This window comes from Natrialba taiwanensis DSM 12281, from assembly GCF_000337595.1.
In the GTDB taxonomy this organism is placed as follows: Archaea; Halobacteriota; Halobacteria; order Halobacteriales; family Natrialbaceae; genus Natrialba; species Natrialba taiwanensis.
Genome location: NZ_AOIL01000001.1, coordinates 58,831 through 79,309, shown reverse-complemented (window position 1 = coordinate 79,309; position 20,479 = coordinate 58,831). Strand labels below are relative to the sequence as shown.

Genomic DNA, 20,479 nt, shown 5'->3' with positions numbered 1-20,479 from the left:
TAACCGCTAGACAACTACCGTCGAGTTCAGAATCCGGCGACCGAACCCGCTTACTCGCCGGCGGTGGAGAACAGGACCGGACGATCCGATCGAAGCATCACCTGCTGTGCGACGCTGCCGAACAGCGCTTTTCCGGTCGGGGATCGTTTTCTGCCGCCGATACTGAGCAGGTCGGCATCGATGGCCGTAGCCGTTTCGAGGATGTTCTGTACGGCATCCCCGCTCGACTGATACGGACTGCTGTAAGTCATTTCCGGCGCAACTGCAGGACGGGCGCGGTTGCGCCGCTAAATCGTTACAGCAGACCGTATGACGCACCTCGACCTCGAAGCCCGTCGCCTCGAGTTCAGCGGTAGCGTACTGGACCGCCTTGAGGTTCGCGGCGTCGGCCTCGTCGTCGTCGGTCCGGAAGACGTGAGAGACGAGTACCCGCACGCGATCCTGCTCAAGCGGCAGGCTCGTAATTGAGTCGACCTGTTCGGTGATTCGTTCGCCGTCCGTATCGGCACAGAGGAGTATCGTTTGCATAGGTCGGGTGAGACTGGAACGGAGACCGTGAGTCGAGTGACTGCGCTCGGCTGCACTCGTTCGGTGTGTCGATGCAGGACACTGACCACTGGTCGTATCGATAGCAGTTAGCACGCCTCAGGCATATAGCTGTTTGTTTCGCGTACCGTCATGTCGATCGAACCGAACTGAGAGGTGGGGTGAAACGAGAGATTCCCGACCGTTCAGCCCCACTGCGGGAGAGACTCGACCGATTCGAGAGCGGTAGTCGCCGAGACAGCGTGCCGGGGAACGAGTGACTTGGTCGGCGCGCTGTCGAACGCTTTATCGTTGTGAAACGTGTGATGGCCTATCGAAGTGATCAGTTGAGGATGACTGCGAGTTCAAATACTGTATTCGATGCGGGAGACGATGCCAGCGACGAAATACCCGATCAACGGGCCGCCGACGAGTTCGTTGCGGGCGAGGTGGATCGACCCACGCTCGTCGCCGATCTTCGCGGGCGACTCGAGGGCGACGTTCGGTTCGACTCCTACACGCGTCAGTTGTACGCGACCGACGCGAGCGCCTACGAGATGACGCCGATCGGCGTCGTCTTCCCAGTGTCGACCGACGACGTCGCGGAAACCGTCGCCTATTGTGCACGGCGAGAGATTCCCGTCTTGCCGCGGGGCGGCGGGACGAGTCTCGCGGGACAGGCCGTCAACGAAGCCGTCGTGCTCGATTTCACCCGCTACATGGACGGCATCGAAGCGATCGATCCCGACGCGCGCTCGGCGCTCGTCCAGGCGGGAACCGTCCTCGGCGAACTCAACGACGAACTCGCGCCGTACGAGCTGAAATTCGCGCCCGATCCGGCCGCTGGGGACCGCAGCGTCATCGGCGGTGCGATCGGCAACAATTCGACGGGTGCACACTCGCTGGTCTACGGCAAGACCGACGCCTATATCGAAGAATGCGAGGTCGTGCTGGCCGACGGAACGGTCGCGACGCTCGGCGAGACGGCCGTCGACGAGATTCGCGGGGCGGCCGATTCTGAAGGAACCATCCTCGAGCGGGTGTACGCTGAACTCGTCCGGATCATCGACGAGGAGAGCGACGAGGTACGAGAACGGTTCCCCGACCTGAAGCGCAACGTCTCGGGGTACAACCTGGACGTGCTCGTCGAGGAAGCCGAGAGCGGAACGGTCAACCTCGCGCGGCTACTCGCGGGCAGCGAGGGGACCCTCGCCGTCGTCACCGAGGCCGAGGTGTCGCTCGAACCCGTCCCCGAGACGAAGGCCGTCTCGCTGCTGTTCTACGAGAGCGTCCTCGACGCCGTGACCGACGTGCAGCACGTCCTCGAACACGAGCCGGCTGCGGTCGAACTCATCGACGACGTGCTCCTCGGGCTGGCCCGCAAGACGACCGAGTTCGAGGAGGCGGCGTCGCTCGTTCCGGCCGACGCCGAGGCGGGACTGCTGATCGAGTTCTACGCCGAGGACGACGAACACGGGCGCGAGCAGACGGCTGGGCTCCTCGTGGATAGAGTTCCGGGGACGGATACCGAGGCGGAACCACCCGCCGAGCGCCCGGAAATCGACGAAACGCTCGCGTTTGCCGGACTGGAAGCACACGAGGAAGCCGAACGCGACATGTTCTGGACGCTCCGGAAGTCCGGCTTGCCGATCCTCCTCTCGCGTACCTCCGACGAAAAGCACATCAGTTTCATCGAGGACTGTGCGATCCCGCCGGGGCATCTTCCGGAGTTCGTCGAGCGTTTCCAAACGCTGCTTACCCAGAAAGACCGCGACGACGACGCCGCGTTCTACGCCCACGCCGGCCCCGGCGTCCTCCACGTCCGCCCGCTGGTCAACACGAAGGCCGCGACGGACCGCGAGGACATGGAAACCATCGCGGACGAAGTAACGGATATGGTCGTCGAGTTCGGCGGCAGCGTCTCGGGCGAACACGGTGACGGCCACGCACGTACCCAGTGGAACCGCAAGCTCTACGGCAACGACCTCTGGCAGGCGTTCCGTGACCTGAAGACCGCGTTCGACCCCGACTGGCTGCTCAACCCGGGCAACGTCTGTGGCGACCACGACATGACCGAGCACCTCCGGTACGACGACGCCTACGAGTACGACGCCGGGTTCGAACCGTCGATGAACTGGAACAACGAGAACGGCATGCAGGGCATGGTCGAACTCTGTCACGGCTGCGGCGGCTGTCGCGGGTCCCAGGAGACCACCGGCGGCGTCATGTGCCCGACCTACCGGGCCGCAGACGAGGAGATTACCGCCACGCGGGGCCGAGCGAACCTCCTTCGACAGGCGATGAGCGGCGACCTGCCCGACGACCCGACCGACGACGAGTTCGCCGAGGAGGTACTCGATCTCTGTATCGGCTGCAAGGGCTGCAAGCGAGACTGCCCGAGCGGTGTCGACGTCGCGAAGCTCAAAACCGAGGTCATGCACGAGCGCCACCGGAAACACGGTGCGAGCCTTCGCGACCGGCTCTTCGCCAACTTCGATACGCTCGCCGCCGTCGGCAGCGCGATGGCACCGGTCTCGAACCTGCTGAACTCGTTGCCGGGGTCTGGCGCGATCGCAGAGAAGACAATCGGAATCGCGAGCGATCGATCACTTCCCGCGTTCAGCCGCGAGACGCTACAGGATTGGTTCGAGAAGCGAGGCGGCGAGGCCGCCTCGAAGAAGCGGGCGGAGCGAGCCTCTCGGGCGGACACGGCGGGTGCCGAACGAAAAGCCGTTCTCTTCGCGGACACGTACACGAACTACAGCCACCCGGAAGTCGGCAAGGCCGCGGTGCGCGTTCTCGAAGCCGCCGGCGTCCGCGTCGACGTGGCCGACCGGACCGACAGCGGCCGTCCGGCGCTGTCGAAGGGATTCGTCGACAACGCGCGCGACGCGATGGAGACGAACATCGCGGAACTGGAGCCGCGCGTTCGTGACGGCTGGGACGTCGTCCTCGCGGAACCCTCCGACGCCGTGATGTTCCAATCCGATAGCCTCGATCTCTGCTCGGGCCGAGCGGTCGAATCGCTCGTGGCGAACTCCTACGGCATCTGCGAGTACGTCGATACGTTCCGACTCGACGAGAACGTCGAGTGGAAGTCCCCCGCCGAGTCGCTCGCGTACCACGGTCACTGCCACCAGAAGGCCGAAAAGAAGGATCACCACGCCGTCGGCGTCCTTCGGCGGGCGGGGTACGCGGTCGATCCGCTCGACTCGGGGTGTTGTGGCATGGCCGGCACGTTCGGCTACGAGTCAGAACACTACTCGCTGAGCCGCTCGATCGGCGATATCCTCTTCGAGCAGATCGAAGACAGCGGCGCCGACGTTGTCACTGCCCCGGGAACGTCCTGCCGAACGCAACTCGGCGACGGGCGAATCGAACCGGTCCCCGCCGACAGCTCGTTCGCCGGCAGCACGCTGGACCGCACGGAACCCCCGACGCCGGTTGAACTCCTCGCGCACGCTGTGGCGCGATAGGAGGGCGGGGCGGCGGCTGATCAGATTCCGATCAGCACCCGTCGGTCGCCGGCTGTCGGCCAGCAGCCCTCGTCGTCAGGTTCCGGATCTCGACTACGCGGCGGAACCTCGAGAGTAGGTAGACTTTTTATGATAACACTCACAGGAGAAATCACGATGACGACAACCGATTCGCTCGACGTATCCCCACGCGATATCGTCATTCTCAAAGCGCGAGTCGATTACCCGACGGCGTCGACGCGGGAACTCAGCCGGATCCTCGAATCGGAGTACGGGATCACGCTCTCCCACAACCGGGTTAACGAAATCCTTCATACGATGTCCGAGGAGGAGATCTTCCGGGAAGCAATCTTGCCGAACCGGGAGATCTTCCGGCACTATCTGTTCCGTATCGCGTTCGACTTTCCGAACTTCGACGACAACTGGCGGTCATGCTACGATGCGCTCGTAAACGACCCGCATATCCTGATGTTCTTCACTGCGGACAGCAACTACCACTGGCACGCGATCGCGCAGTTCCGAACCAACGAGGAGATGGAACGCTGGGTGCACGAGTTCTTCAAGACGCACGGAGACTTGCTCTCGGAGTTCCACAACACGATGCTTCATAGCGTCCACAAGTTCCAGACGGAAGCGGCGATCTTCGACGACATTCTCGCGGAGACGCCGGAGGGACGGCAGTATCTCGATTACGAAGAATGGGAGGAAGAGTGAGAGGGGAGTGAGAGGAGGGCGAGTGAGAAGAGGGGGTTGTATAGAGCGAACCGCGTTAGGTGGTACCACAAAATCCCCGCCATTTATGGTCCAATACTCGCTGCAGTTCAGTATGAGCCTACCCGCTCTCTTCGATCCGGATGGCGTCGCCGTTATCGGTGCGTCGGCGACGCCGGGAAAGCTCGGGAACGATGCGATGTCTAACGTCGAAGCCTCCGATACCGAGATCTATCCCGTAAATCCCTCGAGTTCAGGGACCGTCTTCGGCTACGAGTTCGTCGACTCGGTGCGGGAGACCGACGCGGAGCTGGCACTGTGTTGCGTGCCCCGGCACCTGCAACCGGACGTGATCGAGGAGTGCGGTGAGGCGGGCGTCGAGGCGGCCGTGATCTTCGCCGGCGGATTTGCTGAGATGGGCGGCGACGGTGCGGAATTGCAGCACGCGATTGCGGAGACCGCAGCGGCGTACGATATGACGGTTCTCGGGCCGAACACGGCCGGATACGCGATTCCCCACAAGGGCCTATACGGTTCGTTCGTTCCCCGAATCCGCGATGTCGGGACCGGAAACGTCGGTCTCGTCACCCAGAGTGCCGGCGTCGGGATCACCATGTCGTTTCAACTGACCCGCGAGGGGTACGGCATCTCGGCGATGTTCGGCCTCGGCAACCGGATGAACACGGGCTTTGCCGACGTGATTCCGGCGCTCGACGACGATCCGCGGACCGATGCGATCGTCATGCACGTCGAGGGGACAGACGATGTCGACGCACTCCTGCAGGCTTGCCAAACTGCCGAGACGCCGGTCGTCGCGTTCAAAGTCGGCGAACACGACATCGCGGACCTCGCAAAAGCGCACACGGCGGCCCCGGCACAGGACAATGCCATCTACGAGGCCGGCTTCGACCAGCCCGGATTGGTGACCGTTTCGTCGACGACCGAACTGCTCGATGCCGGTAGAGCCCTTGCCGACTCGCCGACGCCCGATGGTCCAAATGTCGGTCTCGTCACGGCCCAGGCCGGGCCAGGAATCATCATGACTGACTTCCTCAAAGGCACCGCGGCGACGTTTCCGGGCCTGACCGACGAGACCCGCAAGCGACTCGACGACATCCTTCCGGGCATCACGTACACGGAAAACCCGGTCGACACGGGACGACCGATGCCCGAGTTCGGTGCAGTCATCGACGCCGTTGCACGCGACGACAACGTCGACATCGTGCTGGTCTATGAAATCTACGAGGACTCGCTTGGCTATCCCGTCGCTGAACTCGAGACGCTCTCCGCCGAGGTCGACAAACCGATCTGCTTTACGGTCGCTGGCCCCGATCATGCACTCGACGACGAGCGCCGACAGATGGAGGCAGCCGGAATTCCGACGTTCGACACACCTGAGCGCGGTGCGCAGGCCGTCGGCGCGCTGCTCGACTCGATTTCGGGGGCCGAATGACGCGTGGTGGACATCGTAGCTGTCGAGCAGTTCGGTCGTGCCGGCGAGCGGTCGGCCACGGCGGTAATCGTCAGCGAGTAATCCCCGGTTCGGAGTGAGGTTCCAAAACCGCGACAGTTTTACCGTTCTACTATCGAGTAGAAACCAATGGATCGGTCAGACGCGATCGAAATCCTCCGCAGACCGAGGGTAGCGTTCCCCATCGCTGCTGGTATCGGTCTTGCGGTCTGGTTCTCTATGGCTTCGACCGCGATGGCAACGATGCTCTCGATTACGCTTTTCTGTATCGTTCTCTGGGTGCTCACACCGATTCCGCCGTCGTACACGGGCCTGATCGCACTCGGCCTTATCGCCGTGACCTTTTCGACGGATTTGGCGCTCGTTGGCTTTCAAAAGCCCGCGACCTGGCTTATCGGATTCGGACTGTTGATGGGGGAAGCAACCCGCCAGAGCGGGCTTGCTACGAGAGTCGGGCGGTGGGTCGCGACCAGAAGTGTCAGCAACCCGACCGAGGTCGGCTCGCGTCGCACCTATCGACGATTACTGCTCGCACTCTCACTCGGCGCACACGCACTCGCCTTCCTCGTTCCGTCAGCCCTCGTCCGCATTCTCGCACTCGCCCCGATCCTTCGAGAACTCGGTTCGCTGTTCGATTCTCGAGAGGCGCGCGTCGGGCTCTACATCGGGCCGCTGTTTGCCACGTTCTACGGCTCAGCCGGGATTCTAACTGCTGACCTCCCAAACATCATTATCTCGGGTTTCAGCCAGTCGATCGCCGATCACACGATTTCGTGGTCGGAGTGGTGGCTCCACATGTATCCGATACTGGGATTCGTGCGCGTCCTGCTGGTTATCGGTATCGTCTATCTCCTCTTTCGACCGCCAGCAGGTTCGAACGTTGCCCTCCCTGACGACGAGACCGGTTCCGATGGAAGAGACGAACGACGGATGCTCGTTTTCTTGCTCGTCGGAGCGGGAATCTGGGCGACGGACTTCGTTCACGGATTTCATCCGGTAATCGGCGCTATCGTCGTCGTCATTCTGGCGTTTCTTCCGCGGATCGGAATCGCCGAGTTCGAGACGATCGGCAGAGAGGTGGATTTCTCGATCCTGTTCTTCATCGCCGCGGTGTTTGCGATCGGCGACGGGCTCACCCAGACGGGATTTACCGACGAAGCGTCGACGTATCTCCTCGCGCTCATTCCGACGGATGCACCGCTCGTAGTAATTCTCATGTCGGTTTTCTTTATTACGTTCGTGCTCACGTTTCTGATGGAAGGGTTGGCAGTCGCGAGCGTCCTCACACCAATTCTGATTCCATACATCGAGGCCGCAGGACTCCCAGTCACACCGGTGTTACTCGCAGAAGTTACCGCACTGAGTTCGTACTTCTTCCCGTATCAATCGGCGGTACTCATCGTTATTCTGAACGAGGGCGATATCGAGACCCGGGAACTCATCATCGCAACGGTCGCCTGTTCAGCCGCAACGATAGTGCTCTTACTCCCGATCCAGTTCGGACTATTTGACATTCTTTATTAATGTTGCTGCAGAATAGAGGATCGATCCCACAACGAAGAAATGACCAGAATCTCACATAGTTGTCGCGATCACGAGTTCAGTAGCTTGATAGCAAAGTGGCTACAGAAGGACGATACCGGATACTTGGGAGATGGGGGAAAACATGCTAAACAGGGGTTGAACGAAGGTAACGAGGAAGACGTGAGAGAAACGAAAAGCTGTATCGATAGTCTCGAAACGAACAGCAAGGGCTGATCGTCACAGTCCGAGTGACCGTCGGATAAGCGGAGAGAAAGGGAGTCAAACACATCATGTATGGGAGAGGTGATCGAATATGTCTGTTAGATTCTTTGAACTCTCCTCGTGTGGCCAGGTGAGGTTACCGTGTGGCCAGGCAAGACTATTTTGAACGAGCAGAAGAGAGGTGAGACATTACCGGCCTCGCCAACTCCAGAGACCGAGCACCACGAGCAACAGCGCGAGGACGAGGAGAACGGTCCAAACGCTGATCTCGCCGACGGTAAGATTCTGCGATTCGATGAGTGCAGTCTCCTCGAGCAAGAACAAGATGAGAAAGAGCATCCCGAAGAGGGACGCGATCGCAACGCCGATGCCCTCTCGAAGCATCCATTTGAACTCCTCGGCATCAGCCTGCGAGGCGTCCGTTGGCTCCTCGACCGGGTTGCTCGTCGGTTCCGTCATCGGGTAGGCGGTACTATTCCACGGTGTACCGAGATAGCCGACGACGTACGAGAGGAGAACCCCCGCTACCAAGATGATCCCAAATATCAGTACGCCGGAAGTTGCGTTCGGCGGCGCAAGAAGGACCGTCATGACAGCGGCGGCGACGATCGCTCCACCGAGCATCACCAAGAATCGTCTGAATGGAGCCATGGACTCCCCTATTTCGCGCGGGATTATATTCCCATCACACGGTCGCGTGACTGTCTCACAGGGTAACTAGTTGGATCTAAGTATAAGACCGAGTAGAGGATTTGAGAGTGGAGTCGACGGAGCAAACATCGGAGCGTTGGCTGTGGGCGGCGTTCGGGAAGCCAAACACAGTATACATGACGATACTACTCGAATAGACACCTATGCAGGAGTTCGCCTTTACAGTCACGTACGACAGCGGCGCGGATGACCTGATGGATGTCTTCATCGATCATTCTGAACTCTATGCTCGAACGGTCGCCTGTCATGCCACTACCGAGACGATGTGGCGCGTGGATGATGTGACTGGGTCACGAGACGCACTATCGGCATACGACCAACGGCTCACGGGGCTCTCGCGCTGTTCTAATCTCCGTGGAATGGGCGGTTCTCGGATCGACTGGACACACGAGGTTCTCTCTACGGAACCGACGCGTCGAGTGATTTATTCGCGTCAATCCGAAGGAGACGGCTGCCGATCGATTCCGTATCTGGCAGCGAAACATCTCGGTGACGGCGCATTGTGTCGCGCCGAGCAACACGGTTCGACGTACAAGTGGCGTCTTCTCGCAGACGACGAAACAGCCATGAGTCCGATTTACGATGAGCTCAGCGAACATCTCCGTGACGGACTCGAACTCACGTTCGAGCGACTCGAGTCGGCACCGAACTGGGAGACAAACGCGATTGCTGGGTCCGAACTGCCGCATAAGCAACGGGAAGCACTCGAGTTAGGCGTCGAATACGGCTACTATCAAACACCCCGCCAGAGTTCAGTTCAGGATATCGCTGCTGCTGAAGGAATCCCGGTTTCGACGCTCCAGTACCGACTAACGCGTGCAGAAGCGTGGCTTGCAACGACGTTCCTTTCGAACGACCCCGTTGAGCGCGGTCAACAGCAACCGCCCCACAAGTGACGGGTCATGGCGGCCGGTAGTCCGGCCGCAAAACAGGAGTCGACGAGAGATATCGTGATCAGAATTTGTATACACAAAACATGGATACTGTGGACAAGTTATTAATATCTGTTTCACCTGTGGTGACGTATGACGGCAGGACCACCGATCGAGGAGCTTCACTTCGATGATGCACCGAACGTTGACTCCGTCCCCGGGCCGAAAACCCGGTCGCTACTCGAGAAACAACGGGATATCGACAGTAGTGCGGTCGCCTACCCGAACGATATCCCGATCGCTTTCGAGGAGGGAAACGGCGCGACGGTTCGCGACGCCGACGGGAACACGTACATCGACCTCTTTGCGGGAATCGGCGTGCTCAACGTCGGTCACGCAAATCCGTACGTGCTCGAGGCCGTCCACGAACAGGCCGACAAGTTCGTTCACACCGTCGACTTCCCGACGGAGGCGCGACTCGAACTGATCGAGAAACTCGATGAGATCGCACCCAGCGGGCTTCAAGGGAACAATCGCGTCGTCTTCGGTGGCCCGACGGGCAGCGACGCCATCGAAGCGTCGATCAAACTCTCCAAGTACAACTCCGACGGGGACGGGCTTATCGCCTTCCGCGGTTCCTATCACGGCGCAACGACCGGCGCGATGAGCGTCACGTCGAACACGAAGCTCAAGAAACACTACGCGCCACTGCTCTCGGACGTCGTCCACGCGCCGTATCCCTTCCCCTTCCGACAGGACAAGACGTCCGAGGCGGCGGTCGATCACGCACTCGAGGAGGTACAGGCCATCGTCGAAGACCCCTACGGCGGCCTGGCGAATCCGGCCGCCATCGTCGTCGAACCGATCCAGGGCGAAGGCGGCATCGTCACCCCTCCGGCGGGATTCCTCCAAGGACTGCGTGATATCGCGGACGACAACGATGTCACGCTCGTTTTCGACGAAATCCAGAGCGGCCTCGGTCGCACCGGCCAGTGGTGGGCCAGCGACTGGGAGGACGTCACACCGGATGTCATGACCTCCGCGAAAGCACTCGGCGGCGTCGGCTTCCCGCTCTCGGCGACGATGTACAAGGAAGAACTCGACACCTGGGGCTCGGGCGACCACGCCGGCACGTATCGCGGCCACGTCGTCGGCATGCGCGCCGGTACCCGCGCCATCGAGTACATGCAGGACCACGACCTGCTGGCCCACGCTCGCGACCTCGGCGAGTTCATCCAGGGACGACTCCGCGAAGCCGCCGACGAAACGGATCGGCTCGCCGATATCCGCGGCAAGGGGCTGTTCATCGGAGCCGAGTTCGTCGACGCCGACGGCAAGCCGGACGGCGACCTCGTCGATGCGATCCAGCAGTACTGCTTCGAACACGGCGTCCTCGTCTGGACGGCCGGCCGCCACGGGAACGTGCTCCGCCTCCTCCCGCCGCTCGTCCTGACACACGACCTCGCGGCGACGGCACTCGACATCGTCGTCGATGCGATCGAACACACGACCGAAGACACGATGCAGGCCGCCTGAACTCGATTTCTTCGGAGGAAACCCATGACTGACACCGACCCCATCGAAACCGACGGTGCACCGAGCAACGATAATCCCTACTCGCAGGGTGTCCACGCCGGCGACACGCTCTACGTCTCCGGCTACGGACCCGTCGACCCGGAAACCGGCGACCCCGTCGACGGCGATATCCGGGCGCAGACGAACCGAGTGCTCGAAAATATCGCCGCCGTCGTCGACGAAGCCGGCGGCGACGGACTGGACGACGTCGTGAAGGTGACCGTCTACCTGACCGAACTCGACGACTACGAACAGGTCAACACCGCCTACGGCGAACAGTTCGGCGAGGAGCCGCCCGCACGCGTCTGCGTCGAAGTTTCGCGGCTTCCCGAGGATGTTCGGGTCGAGATGGACGCGACCGCGTATCTCGGCTGACCGCTGCCGAATACCGACCGGTCGACTCCCCTTCGACACCGATACCACACGGCTGAACTCCGGAAGGAAAGCGGAATGGTTCGAGACGAGTTCAGTCCTCGGAACGATTCTCAGTGTCGGTGTCGGCGTTCGTTTTCTCCGACTCTTCGAGTTCGGTTTCGGCTGTTGCATCCGCGGTGTCGAGTGTCGTCTCTGATTCGGCGGCCGCCGGCGCGGATTCGGCCCTGGGTGTTGTCTGCTCCCGTTGCGCGTCGGGAGTTGGCATACCGGTCCGTTCTCGAGCGAAGCAATCGAGGACGAGCTTTGCGCCGCCGAGGGCGACGGGGCCGATAAAGAGCCCGACAGCGCCGAAGACGACGAGCCCGCCGAAGATGCCGACGATGACGATAGCAGCGTTGTAAGCGCTGGTCTGACCGATCAGCGCAGGGCGGAAGTACGAATCCGAGAAGGTGACGAACAGCCCGTAGACGACCATTGCTGCGGCGGCGGTCACCCGCCCGACTGCGGCGAGATACGCCGCCGCCGGAATCCAAATCCCGAACGCGCCGACGAGCGGCAGCAACGTCAGAACGAACGTTGCAACGGTAAGAAAGATAACGGCTGGGACACCGGCGACGAAAAGCCCGACACCGAGCAGTACCGCCTGAATGGCCGCGACGGCGACGTTTCCGACGACCGAAGCCCACATGAGCTGGTCCAGCCCCGTCCGGAGTTCATCCAGAATCGTGTCGTCGACCGGGAGTACCCACTGGACCCATACGAGAAGCCGCTTTCCGTCCCGTAACAGCGCGAAGAGGATGAACAGCGTGATCGTCAACCCGATGAACAGGCTCGGCAGGCTGCCGGCGAAATCGAGGACTCCCATCGCGAGTTGCTCGAGTCCCGTCGCGATCCGATCCTGATTCGATTGGTAGAGTTCGACGAGGTCGACGGCGTAGCCGTTGAACTCGAGGGCGTCCTCGATCGTCGCGACATCGAGTGCACCTTGATTGATGGAGTTGACGACATCCAGTGCCTGTCGGACGGCGATCGTGATGACGTAGATGAGTGGAATCAGGACGATGAGTAGTGTGGCTACGACGATGGTAATCGCCGCGATCGTCGGCCTGATGTACTGTTCGAGACGTTCCTGGACCGGAAAGAGGATGTAAGCGAGAACCACGCCGAACAGGACGAATTGGAGGTACGGCAGGAGAACGAACAGTGCGAGAAGCGCGCTTAACAGCGCAAGTGCGGTTAGGCCGGGCTGCTCACGAATCCACGCCGAACGATTGTGCTCATCTGGCATGAGACGTAATTCAACAGTCCGATAAATGAGTCCACGGCCACGATACGCCAACCGACCCGCGTCGACGGCAAACTCTCAGGAATCGATCTCCCGTGTGTCGGCCGAGAATCGGATCGGAAACGGCTGTTTTAACGCAGTGAGACGATGACTCTGGCCGGATATACATTAATTGTGTGTAAGCAGTCTATGATTACCGACCACTATTAAGTATCCGGTGTGCTTACACGCGTCACGAATGTCCTACGACGTGCGCACTAGCGTAACCGACCTTCGGCGAGCGTTCCACCGGCATCCGGAACCCGGCTGGCGCGAGTTCAGGACGACGGCTCGCGTCGTGTCCGAACTCGAACGTATCGGCGTGGACGAAATCGCGGTCGGACGGGAGGCGCTTGCGACCGACGAGCGAATGGCCGTCCCGTCGGACGCTGAACTCGAGCCCTGGGTCGAGCAGGCGCGCGAGGCGGGCGTGCAGTCGGATATTCTCGAGCGGACCGCCAGTGGCCACACCGGTGCGGTCGCCGTTCTCGAACGGGGAGCGGGACCGACCGTCGGGTTGCGAGTTGATCTCGACGCGATTTCGATGACGGAGTCGGCGGAAGACGATCACCGGCCTGCTGTGGAGGGATTCCGATCGGCAAACGAGGGCTACATGCACGCCTGCGGGCACGACGCCCATATTGCGATCGCACTCGGGACGATCGAAGCGATCAAAGACAGCGACTTTGCTGGGACGTTGAAGGTCTTCTTCCAGCCGGCCGAGGAGATCTCCGGCGGCGGGAAGGCGATGGCCGAAGGCGGCTACGCCGACGACGTGGACTACCTGTTTGCGACGCACATCGGCCTCGATCACCCGACCGGCGAAATCGTCGCCGGCGTCGAAAAACCGCTGGCAATGGCCCACCTGACGGCCACGTTCGAAGGAGCGAGCGCCCACGCCGGAAAGGCACCCAACGAAGGTGGCAATACGATGCAAGCGGCGGCAACGGCCATCCAGAACGCATACGCGATCCCTCGCCACAGCGACGGTATGACCCGCGTCAACGTCGGCTACATCGAGGGCGGCACCGCGAGCAACGTCATCGCCGAAGAACTCACGATCGAGGCCGAGGTCCGCGGTGAAACCACCGGGCTGATGGAGTACATGCGCACCGAACTCGAGCGCGTCCTCTACGCTGCCGCGGAGATGCACGATTGCGACGTGACGCCACGGGTTATCAGCGAGTCACCACGAACGGACAGCGATCCCGCGCTACGTGAACTCGTCGGGTCGGCCGCCCGACCAGTCGACGGCGTCGACCACGTGATCGAAACGACGGAGTTCGGCGTCAGCGAAGACGTTACCTACCTCATGGACCGGGTTCAGCGGGCCGGCGGCCTCGCGTCGTACGTCCTCATCGGAACTGATCACCCGACGAACCACCACACGCCGACGTTCGATATCGACGAGGAGAGTCTCGAGCTCGGCGTACGAGTGCTGTCGGATGCGATCCGCGAGTGTTCGCGCCGGCACCCGTTGCGGTGACGAGTTCTATAATCGTGAACTCCGTTTCGTGAGCATCAGCCAGCAACCGAAGGCTGTCGTCTGCTCCGGTACTGCGAAACACAGCCGTCTCATCACTTGCGTGAACTCGGTGTAGACGCTCACATCCCGGTTCCTTATCTCCGATACTGCCTGACTTTGTGCAACAGCGTATAAATAGACAGAACCATCGGTCGACTGAACTCGACCACGCAGTGACGGCTTGGGTTGCCAGGAGAGCCGCCGACCGCCAAGAATGTCTTTAGAATATCATGTTGGCTGAATCAGAAGGATTAATTCGCGGGCTCTCTGTGTATCCGGTATGAGCCAGGACGATGTGCCGGCGTCCCTTCGAACAGCAGCGGACTCGGATCGGCCGCGTGGCATACTCACACCCTCCGACCGCGACTTCCTGCTCGGACGGAAAACGGATTACACCGATCACTCGAAAAAACAAAAGCGGAACCGAATCCGGCGTCGGGTTCGAAACGCGATTCTCGACTTCAGTATCCTCTTTGAATACATGGAGGAACGCGACCGGGAAACCGTATTCGACCCGGACAACGAGGACCGAGACGCCTATACGCAGGGGATCACCGATATGCTCGCGTTCCTCCACCTGGGAACGATGGGCTATCACACGCCGTTCAAGGACATGCTTTCGGAGGGCGTGGGCAAGGCCGAACAGCGCCTGGCCGGCTCGAACTACCGGATGGTCAACGTCGAGTTCAACGTCGACCCGGTCGGGCAGATCGATGTGGACGAGGTAATCGAGAAACTCGACAACGAGGAGTTTGCCCAGCTTACCGACGAAGAACTCCGGGCGTTCGTGCGACTGTTGACGATGTCCGACGGGTTCTCGCCCGAGGCGACGCGCGAGGAGATCAAGGATCGGGTCGACGAGTTCGGGGCGCGCGTAGACGAGAGTGCCGAGACTCGCGCGCAAAAACTCGAGGAATTGACGAACTGAGCGACCCGCGATTCCCGCTTCGATTCGGTGCCACCCAAAAGAGTCGCTTCCGCCCGGTTCGTCACGGGATATACACACCCGGTCGGTAGTCAATATTTGTAATTGGTCTCGTAGATAGGATTCTCAGACCGTCTCTCGTCTGTTTGTAGCGCAGCCGTAGCTGAATGTGACGATCGAATCACGTCGCGTCTCTCGGGTTTCGTCCACGGAGAGTACTCAATGGTTTCGATCTATAGCGGAAATCGAGGGTATGCCGAACATCCATCCAAGCAAGTCGAGAACTCGAGATGGGTTCTTCTCGGGACTTATGAACACAATCCGTATATGACTGACGAAAGTGAGAAACGTTTATTGTGTATGGTATCAACTGATTCGGTATGCTATCGCGCAGCATGGCAACTGGGTGGACGAGAGACAGCAACGAGGTTGCTTATCGCTCGGAACAGGGGGTGGGACGATGAGCGACGCCGAGGAGGGAGTGGTCGACGAGTTCTTCGAAGAGATCGATCCGGTCGTCTTCGCGTTCGGTGCGCTGTTGACGGTCGGGGTGATCGCGGCGTTCTTCATCAACCAGAGTGCCGTTACAGAGACGATCAACACCGTGTACGGCTGGGTTGTCGAGTACTTGAACTGGGCACTGCTGGTAATCGTCTTTCTGATCGTCCTGTTTCTCCTCTTTCTGATCATCGGGCCGTGGGGGAAGATCAAGATGGGAGACGAGGAACCCGAGTACAGCTTCCTGTCGTTTTTTGCGATGTTGTACTCCGCGGGGTTCGCAGCGGGAGTCGTGTTCTGGGGACCGACGGAGGCGCTGTTTTACTACGATAACCCATCACCACTGTTCGGCGTCGAAGGAGGGACGAGCGAGGCGGTACCGATCGCGATCCAGCAGACGTTGTTCCACTGGGCGCTGCCGCAACTGGCCGTGTTCACGATCATGGGGCTTGCCATCGCGTACTTCGCGTACAACTACGAGAACGTCCCGCTTCGGGTCTCCTCGGCGTTGACGCCGATCATCGGTGCGGAGAACCTCGACGGGCCGTTTGCGAAGGTCGTCGACATTCTCGCCGTGTTCGCGACGATCGGGGGTGTAGCGACCTCGCTCGGCTTCATCGGGAGCCAGTTCATCGCCGGCCTCAACTACCAGTGGGGAATCGATCTGGGGAACGTCGGCATCCTCCTCGTGGTGACGACGATGACGCTCCTGTTTACGATTTCGATGGTGCTCGGGGTCGACAGGGGGATCCGCCGGCTGTCGAACTTCAACATGGTCCTGTTCGTCGCGCTCATGCTCGCGACGTTCATCCTGGGGCCGACGCTGTTCTTGCTCTTGCTCGGCTCGCAGGCGATGGGCGGCATGATCGCCGATTTCACGTCCATGAGCCTCTACACCGGCACCGGTACCGACGGGGGAACGACGTGGATGAACGACTGGACGGTCTTCTACTGGGCGTGGGCGCTCTCGTGGTCCCCCTTCGCCGGACTGTTCATCGCCCGGATCTCCAAGGGCCGCACCGTCCGCGAAGTCGCGTTTACGGGTATCGGTGCGACCTCGGCCGCGACCATCCCGTGGTTCACGTTCGTCGGCGGCACCGCGCTGCGATACCATCACACCGGAACGGCCGACTTCAGTACGGTGGTCGCCAACAATACGCCGGAGGTTTCGGGCTTCATCCTCTTCGAGGCGTTCCCCTTCGGGACCGTGTTCATGATCGCGTTCATGATCCTCGTGACGACGTTCTTCATCACGTCGGCGGACTCCTCGACACTCGCCGTCTCGATGATGACCACCGGCGGGAAAGCGAGGCCCTCGAGCATCAACCGGGTCTTCTGGGGCGTCGTCCTCGGTCTGACCGCCGCGATCCTCATGATCATCGGCGGCGAGAGCGGGACGGGCGCCCTGCAGAACGCGGTCATCATCACCGGTGCGCCGTTCGCGTTCGTCTGCTTCGCCGCGATGCTCTCACTCATCAAGGACTTCAGTTCGAGCTACGGCCGGGTATTACTGCAGGACGAAACCGTCCTCATCGGCTCGAGCCGGAAAACGGACTCCGAATCCCCGGCCGGCCCCGGCGGTCCCGCGGAAATGGACGACGACTGATTCCACCCCGTCGATCAGTCGAGAGCGCGCCGATTGACTCACTCAACTGTCTTCCCGCCGGTTTTTTCGTCAACCGACTGCTAGCCGTTCCGGCTCCGATCCGAAACACCGGTGGTAACAAGATTTAATGTACGTCATAAACATAAATTGTGTATGGATAGGGATACAGCGAAACCGGACGTGGACGCCTTTCCCGGGTCAAACGCGCGCAAGTGGGTCGAGTTCCACGGCAAGAACGCGGCTCCGAGCGAGTACTCCCACGAGTTCGTCTGGGACGTGACGCGCGAGGCTGACGGGCCGTTCGTCACCGACGTCGACGGCAACGTGTTGCTCGATTTCACCTGCCATATCGGGGCGGCACCGCTCGGCTACAACAACGAGAAGGTTACCGCCAAATTACGGGAATTCGACCTCGTCGAACCGATGAAGATCGCCGGCCAGGACATGTACTTCGGTGCCGGTCCCACACCAGAGGAATCGGCCGTTCCGGGGTCGAGCCATCTGATGGACAAACTGACCGAGGTCTCGAGTCAGTACGGCATGGACACTGTCTTCCTCTCGAACTCGGGTGCGGAGGCCATGGAGAACGCGATGAAGATCACTCACAACTACCGTGCCCCCTCGAAGTACGGCGTCGCGTTCGACGGGAGTTTCCACGGGCGGACGTTCGGGACGCTGTCAATCACGAAGTCGAAGGAGGTCTATACGCGACACTATCCCCAGCTAAGCGGGATCGAGACGGTGCCGTTCTGTGACTGCACCGGCGAGGATGACGGCGACTGCAACTGTGAGTGTGGCTTTTTCGCCGGCGAGGGGTCTCAGCTACGGACCATGCTCGCACCGGAGGGCGGCCGCATCAATCCCGACGAAATCGCGTTTCTTACCCTCGAGCCGATTCAGGGCGTCGGCGGCTACCGCTTCCCCAGCGAGGCATTCATGCAAGAGGTCGCTGCCGTAACCGACGACTACGAGATTCCGCTGGTCGTCGACGAGATCCAGTCGGGTATCGGGCGCACCGGCGAGATCTGGGCCGCGGACCACTACCCGATCGAACCCGACGTGATCGCCAGCGCGAAGGCCCTGCGAGTCGGTGCGACGATCTCTCGGTCCGAGATCTTCCCCGCGGAGAAAAACCGACTCGGGTCGACGTTCGGCGGCGGCGATCTGCTCGGATCGATGATGGGGACGTTCACGCTCGAGGCCATTCAGGAACACGACCTGCTCGCGAACGCGACCCGGCGCGGCGAGCAGGCCAACGAACTGCTTCGTGACGACTCGCCCGCCTCTGTCGAGGACGTCCGCGGAAAGGGGCTGATGCTCGCCGTCGAGTTCGATACGGCCGACCGACGGGACGCCGTCGTGACGGCGTCACTGGAACGCGGACTGCTGACGCTCGGCTGCGGCGAGAAAACGATCCGTCTGCTCCCGCCGCTCGATTCGAGCGAACGCGAAATCGAACTCGGGATCGGGATCTTTCTCGACGCGATCGACGCCGCCGCGGTTGATGCGAGCGCGAAAGCGCTCCGCTGAACTCGTTGTGCGATATCGCGTCACTCGGGGAAAACGTGATTCTGCGTGTCGGTTCCAGTTCTGGTCCCAGTATTGGTACCGGTGCCGGTGGCGTGGAGGCCGGATGGCTCAGTCTTCGCCGGGGACGCCGGTGCCGACGCCGCTACCCGGTGATGCGGTCTCATCGGCACCGCTCCCTTCCTTGTAGACGATCTGCCACCCGGTAAGACCCATGATCAGAAGGACAAGCGGGGAGAGGAAACCAAAGAAGTAGTAGGGGGCATATTCCAGCGTGGAAACGCCGAGCGTCCCGGCCATAAACAGGCCGCCGCTGCCCCAGGGGATAAGCGCACTCGTCGTCGTCCCGGACGCCTCGATAGCGCGCGAGAGGTTCTTCGCTTTCAGCCCCTGTTCCTCGTAGAGGTTCCGGAGGGTCATTCCCGGAACGACGATGCTCACGTACTGCTCGGCGGCGAGGATATTCATAGAGACCGCGGAGAGGGCGGTGACGCCCGTCAAACTCGCGACCCCGCGACAGAGCCGGCCAAGGTGGTGGGCGAGGACGGCGAGAATCCCGGTCCGCTCGAGCATGCCGCCGAGCGAGAGCGCGGCGATGGCGATCGTCACGATCCAGGCACCGTCGATCATCCCCGAAGTATCGAGGAGTTTGTCTACGAGTACCATGCCCGTTTCGGGTCCGGTCCCGGACTGGGCGGCCGACCACGCGGCGGCGAAGCCGGTACCTTGGACGAGCATCGACGTGAACACGCCCGCGAAGACGCCGGTTCCGAGCGCGGGGAGCGCCGGAATACCGTAGATCGCGAGCCCGAAGGTGACGACGATCGGCAGGAAGACGAGCGGCGAGATAACGTAACTCCCCTGGAGAGCCGTTTGGATCGAGGCGAGGCGGCCGGCAGGAATCGATCCGGCGGCGTTCAGTCCGATGGCGGTGTACAGCACAACCGAGAGGCCGAACGCGACGAGGGTTCCGGCCCGCATCGCGTTAATGTGGTCGTACAGATCGGTGTTCGTCACCGCGGCGGCGAGGTTCGTCGTATCCGAGAGCGGGGACTGCTTGTCGCCCGCGTAGGCTCCGCTGAGGATCGCCCCGGCGGTCATCGGCTCGGGAATGCCGAGTCCGGACCCGATACCGATGAACGCGACGCCGAGGGCGCCCGCCGTCGTCCACGACGAGCCGACCGCAAAGGAGATGATCGCGGCGAGGATGGCAGTTACCGGGAGAAACACCGCGGGCGTGAGAAATTCCAACCCGTAGTACATCAGGCCCGGAATCGTCCCGGCTTGAATCCACGAGGAGATGAGCGCGTAGACGATGAACATAATGATGATCACCTTCATCCCCATGAGGAGACTATCCGTGATCCCGTCGTACAGGTCGTCCCAAGAGAGACCGAGGTGATACCGGGCGAACAGCCCGGTGAAGGCGATCCCCCAGAGGAGCGGGAATTGCGGGTCCAGGCCGAACGCGACGATGCCGACGCTGAGGAAGACGATCATGCCCGCGATGGGAACGAGCGCCGCCGCGAGCGAGGGACGTTCGTCGGGATCGATATCCTCGAACAGTCGCGGCTCGAACGCTACCATTGGATCACCGTATTAGCAAGACGAT

General features: G+C 61.2%; 14 protein-coding genes and 1 pseudogene. 11 read left to right on the top strand and 4 right to left on the bottom strand.

Annotated features, from left to right (window positions below; translation table 11 throughout):
- Window positions 1-50: 50 nt before the first annotated feature.
- Window positions 51-528: pseudogene (locus tag C484_RS24810) on the bottom strand (universal stress protein).
- Between the two features lie 350 nt (window positions 529-878).
- Between C484_RS24810 and C484_RS00290 the strand changes: the two are divergent.
- The 4 genes from C484_RS00290 to C484_RS00275 all read left to right on the top strand — a co-directional run bounded on the left by C484_RS00290 (window position 879) and on the right by C484_RS00275 (window position 7,707).
- Window positions 879-4,001, top strand: a complete 3,123-nt coding sequence (locus C484_RS00290; RefSeq protein WP_006823976.1) for an FAD-binding and (Fe-S)-binding domain-containing protein — start codon at window positions 879-881, stop codon at window positions 3,999-4,001.
- Window positions 4,002-4,157: 156 nt separating this feature from the next.
- Complete coding sequence (locus tag C484_RS00285; protein WP_049914933.1) at window positions 4,158-4,715, top strand: hypothetical protein; 558 nt, start codon at window positions 4,158-4,160, stop codon at window positions 4,713-4,715.
- A 112-nt stretch (window positions 4,716-4,827) separates the two neighbouring features.
- Window positions 4,828-6,165 carry a CoA-binding protein gene (locus C484_RS00280; protein WP_049914932.1) on the top strand — a complete coding sequence of 446 codons (1,338 nt, stop codon included), beginning with the start codon at window positions 4,828-4,830 and terminating at the stop codon, window positions 6,163-6,165.
- 147 nt (window positions 6,166-6,312) lie between these two features.
- Window positions 6,313-7,707 (top strand): SLC13 family permease, encoded by a 1,395-nt coding sequence (locus C484_RS00275; protein WP_006823973.1) that lies wholly within the window; start codon window positions 6,313-6,315, stop codon window positions 7,705-7,707.
- A 411-nt stretch (window positions 7,708-8,118) separates the two neighbouring features.
- On the opposite strand, the gene C484_RS00265 is transcribed toward C484_RS00275, so the two are convergent.
- Entirely contained in the window at window positions 8,119-8,580 is a 462-nt protein-coding gene (locus C484_RS00265) for a hypothetical protein (protein WP_239640882.1), read from the bottom strand.
- A gap of 203 nt (window positions 8,581-8,783) precedes the next feature.
- On the opposite strand from C484_RS00265, the gene C484_RS00260 reads away from it, so the two are divergent.
- The 3 genes from C484_RS00260 (at window position 8,784) to C484_RS00250 (ending at window position 11,462) form a co-directional block, all read left to right on the top strand.
- Entirely contained in the window at window positions 8,784-9,536 is a 753-nt protein-coding gene (locus tag C484_RS00260) for a helix-turn-helix domain-containing protein (RefSeq protein ID WP_006823970.1), read from the top strand.
- 129 nt (window positions 9,537-9,665) lie between these two features.
- Complete coding sequence (locus C484_RS00255; protein WP_006823969.1) at window positions 9,666-11,048, top strand: aspartate aminotransferase family protein; 1,383 nt, start codon at window positions 9,666-9,668, stop codon at window positions 11,046-11,048.
- Between the two features lie 24 nt (window positions 11,049-11,072).
- Window positions 11,073-11,462 carry a Rid family detoxifying hydrolase gene (locus C484_RS00250; RefSeq protein WP_006823968.1) on the top strand — a complete coding sequence of 130 codons (390 nt, stop codon included), beginning with the start codon at window positions 11,073-11,075 and terminating at the stop codon, window positions 11,460-11,462.
- Window positions 11,463-11,553: 91 nt separating this feature from the next.
- Here the strand turns inward: C484_RS00250 and C484_RS00245 are convergent, their stop codons facing one another.
- Entirely contained in the window at window positions 11,554-12,750 is a 1,197-nt protein-coding gene (locus C484_RS00245; RefSeq protein WP_006823967.1) for an AI-2E family transporter, read from the bottom strand.
- A 235-nt stretch (window positions 12,751-12,985) separates the two neighbouring features.
- On the opposite strand from C484_RS00245, the gene C484_RS00240 reads away from it, so the two are divergent.
- From C484_RS00240 to C484_RS00225, 4 genes are all read left to right on the top strand, one after another.
- Window positions 12,986-14,272 (top strand): amidohydrolase, encoded by a 1,287-nt coding sequence (locus C484_RS00240; RefSeq protein ID WP_006823966.1) that lies wholly within the window; start codon window positions 12,986-12,988, stop codon window positions 14,270-14,272.
- A 319-nt stretch (window positions 14,273-14,591) separates the two neighbouring features.
- A complete protein-coding gene (locus tag C484_RS00235; protein WP_006823965.1) occupies window positions 14,592-15,239 on the top strand; it encodes a hypothetical protein in 648 nt (215 codons plus the stop codon).
- 457 nt (window positions 15,240-15,696) lie between these two features.
- Window positions 15,697-17,340 carry a BCCT family transporter gene (locus tag C484_RS00230; protein ID WP_006823964.1) on the top strand — a complete coding sequence of 548 codons (1,644 nt, stop codon included), beginning with the start codon at window positions 15,697-15,699 and terminating at the stop codon, window positions 17,338-17,340.
- Between the two features lie 153 nt (window positions 17,341-17,493).
- A complete protein-coding gene (locus C484_RS00225; RefSeq protein ID WP_049914924.1) occupies window positions 17,494-18,870 on the top strand; it encodes an aminotransferase class III-fold pyridoxal phosphate-dependent enzyme in 1,377 nt (458 codons plus the stop codon).
- A 108-nt stretch (window positions 18,871-18,978) separates the two neighbouring features.
- Here the strand turns inward: C484_RS00225 and arcD are convergent, their stop codons facing one another.
- On the bottom strand, window positions 18,979-20,454 hold the full coding sequence (gene arcD, locus C484_RS00220) for an arginine/ornithine antiporter ArcD (protein ID WP_006823962.1): 1,476 nt from the start codon (window positions 20,452-20,454) through the stop codon (window positions 18,979-18,981).
- Between the last annotated feature and the right edge of the window lie 25 nt (window positions 20,455-20,479).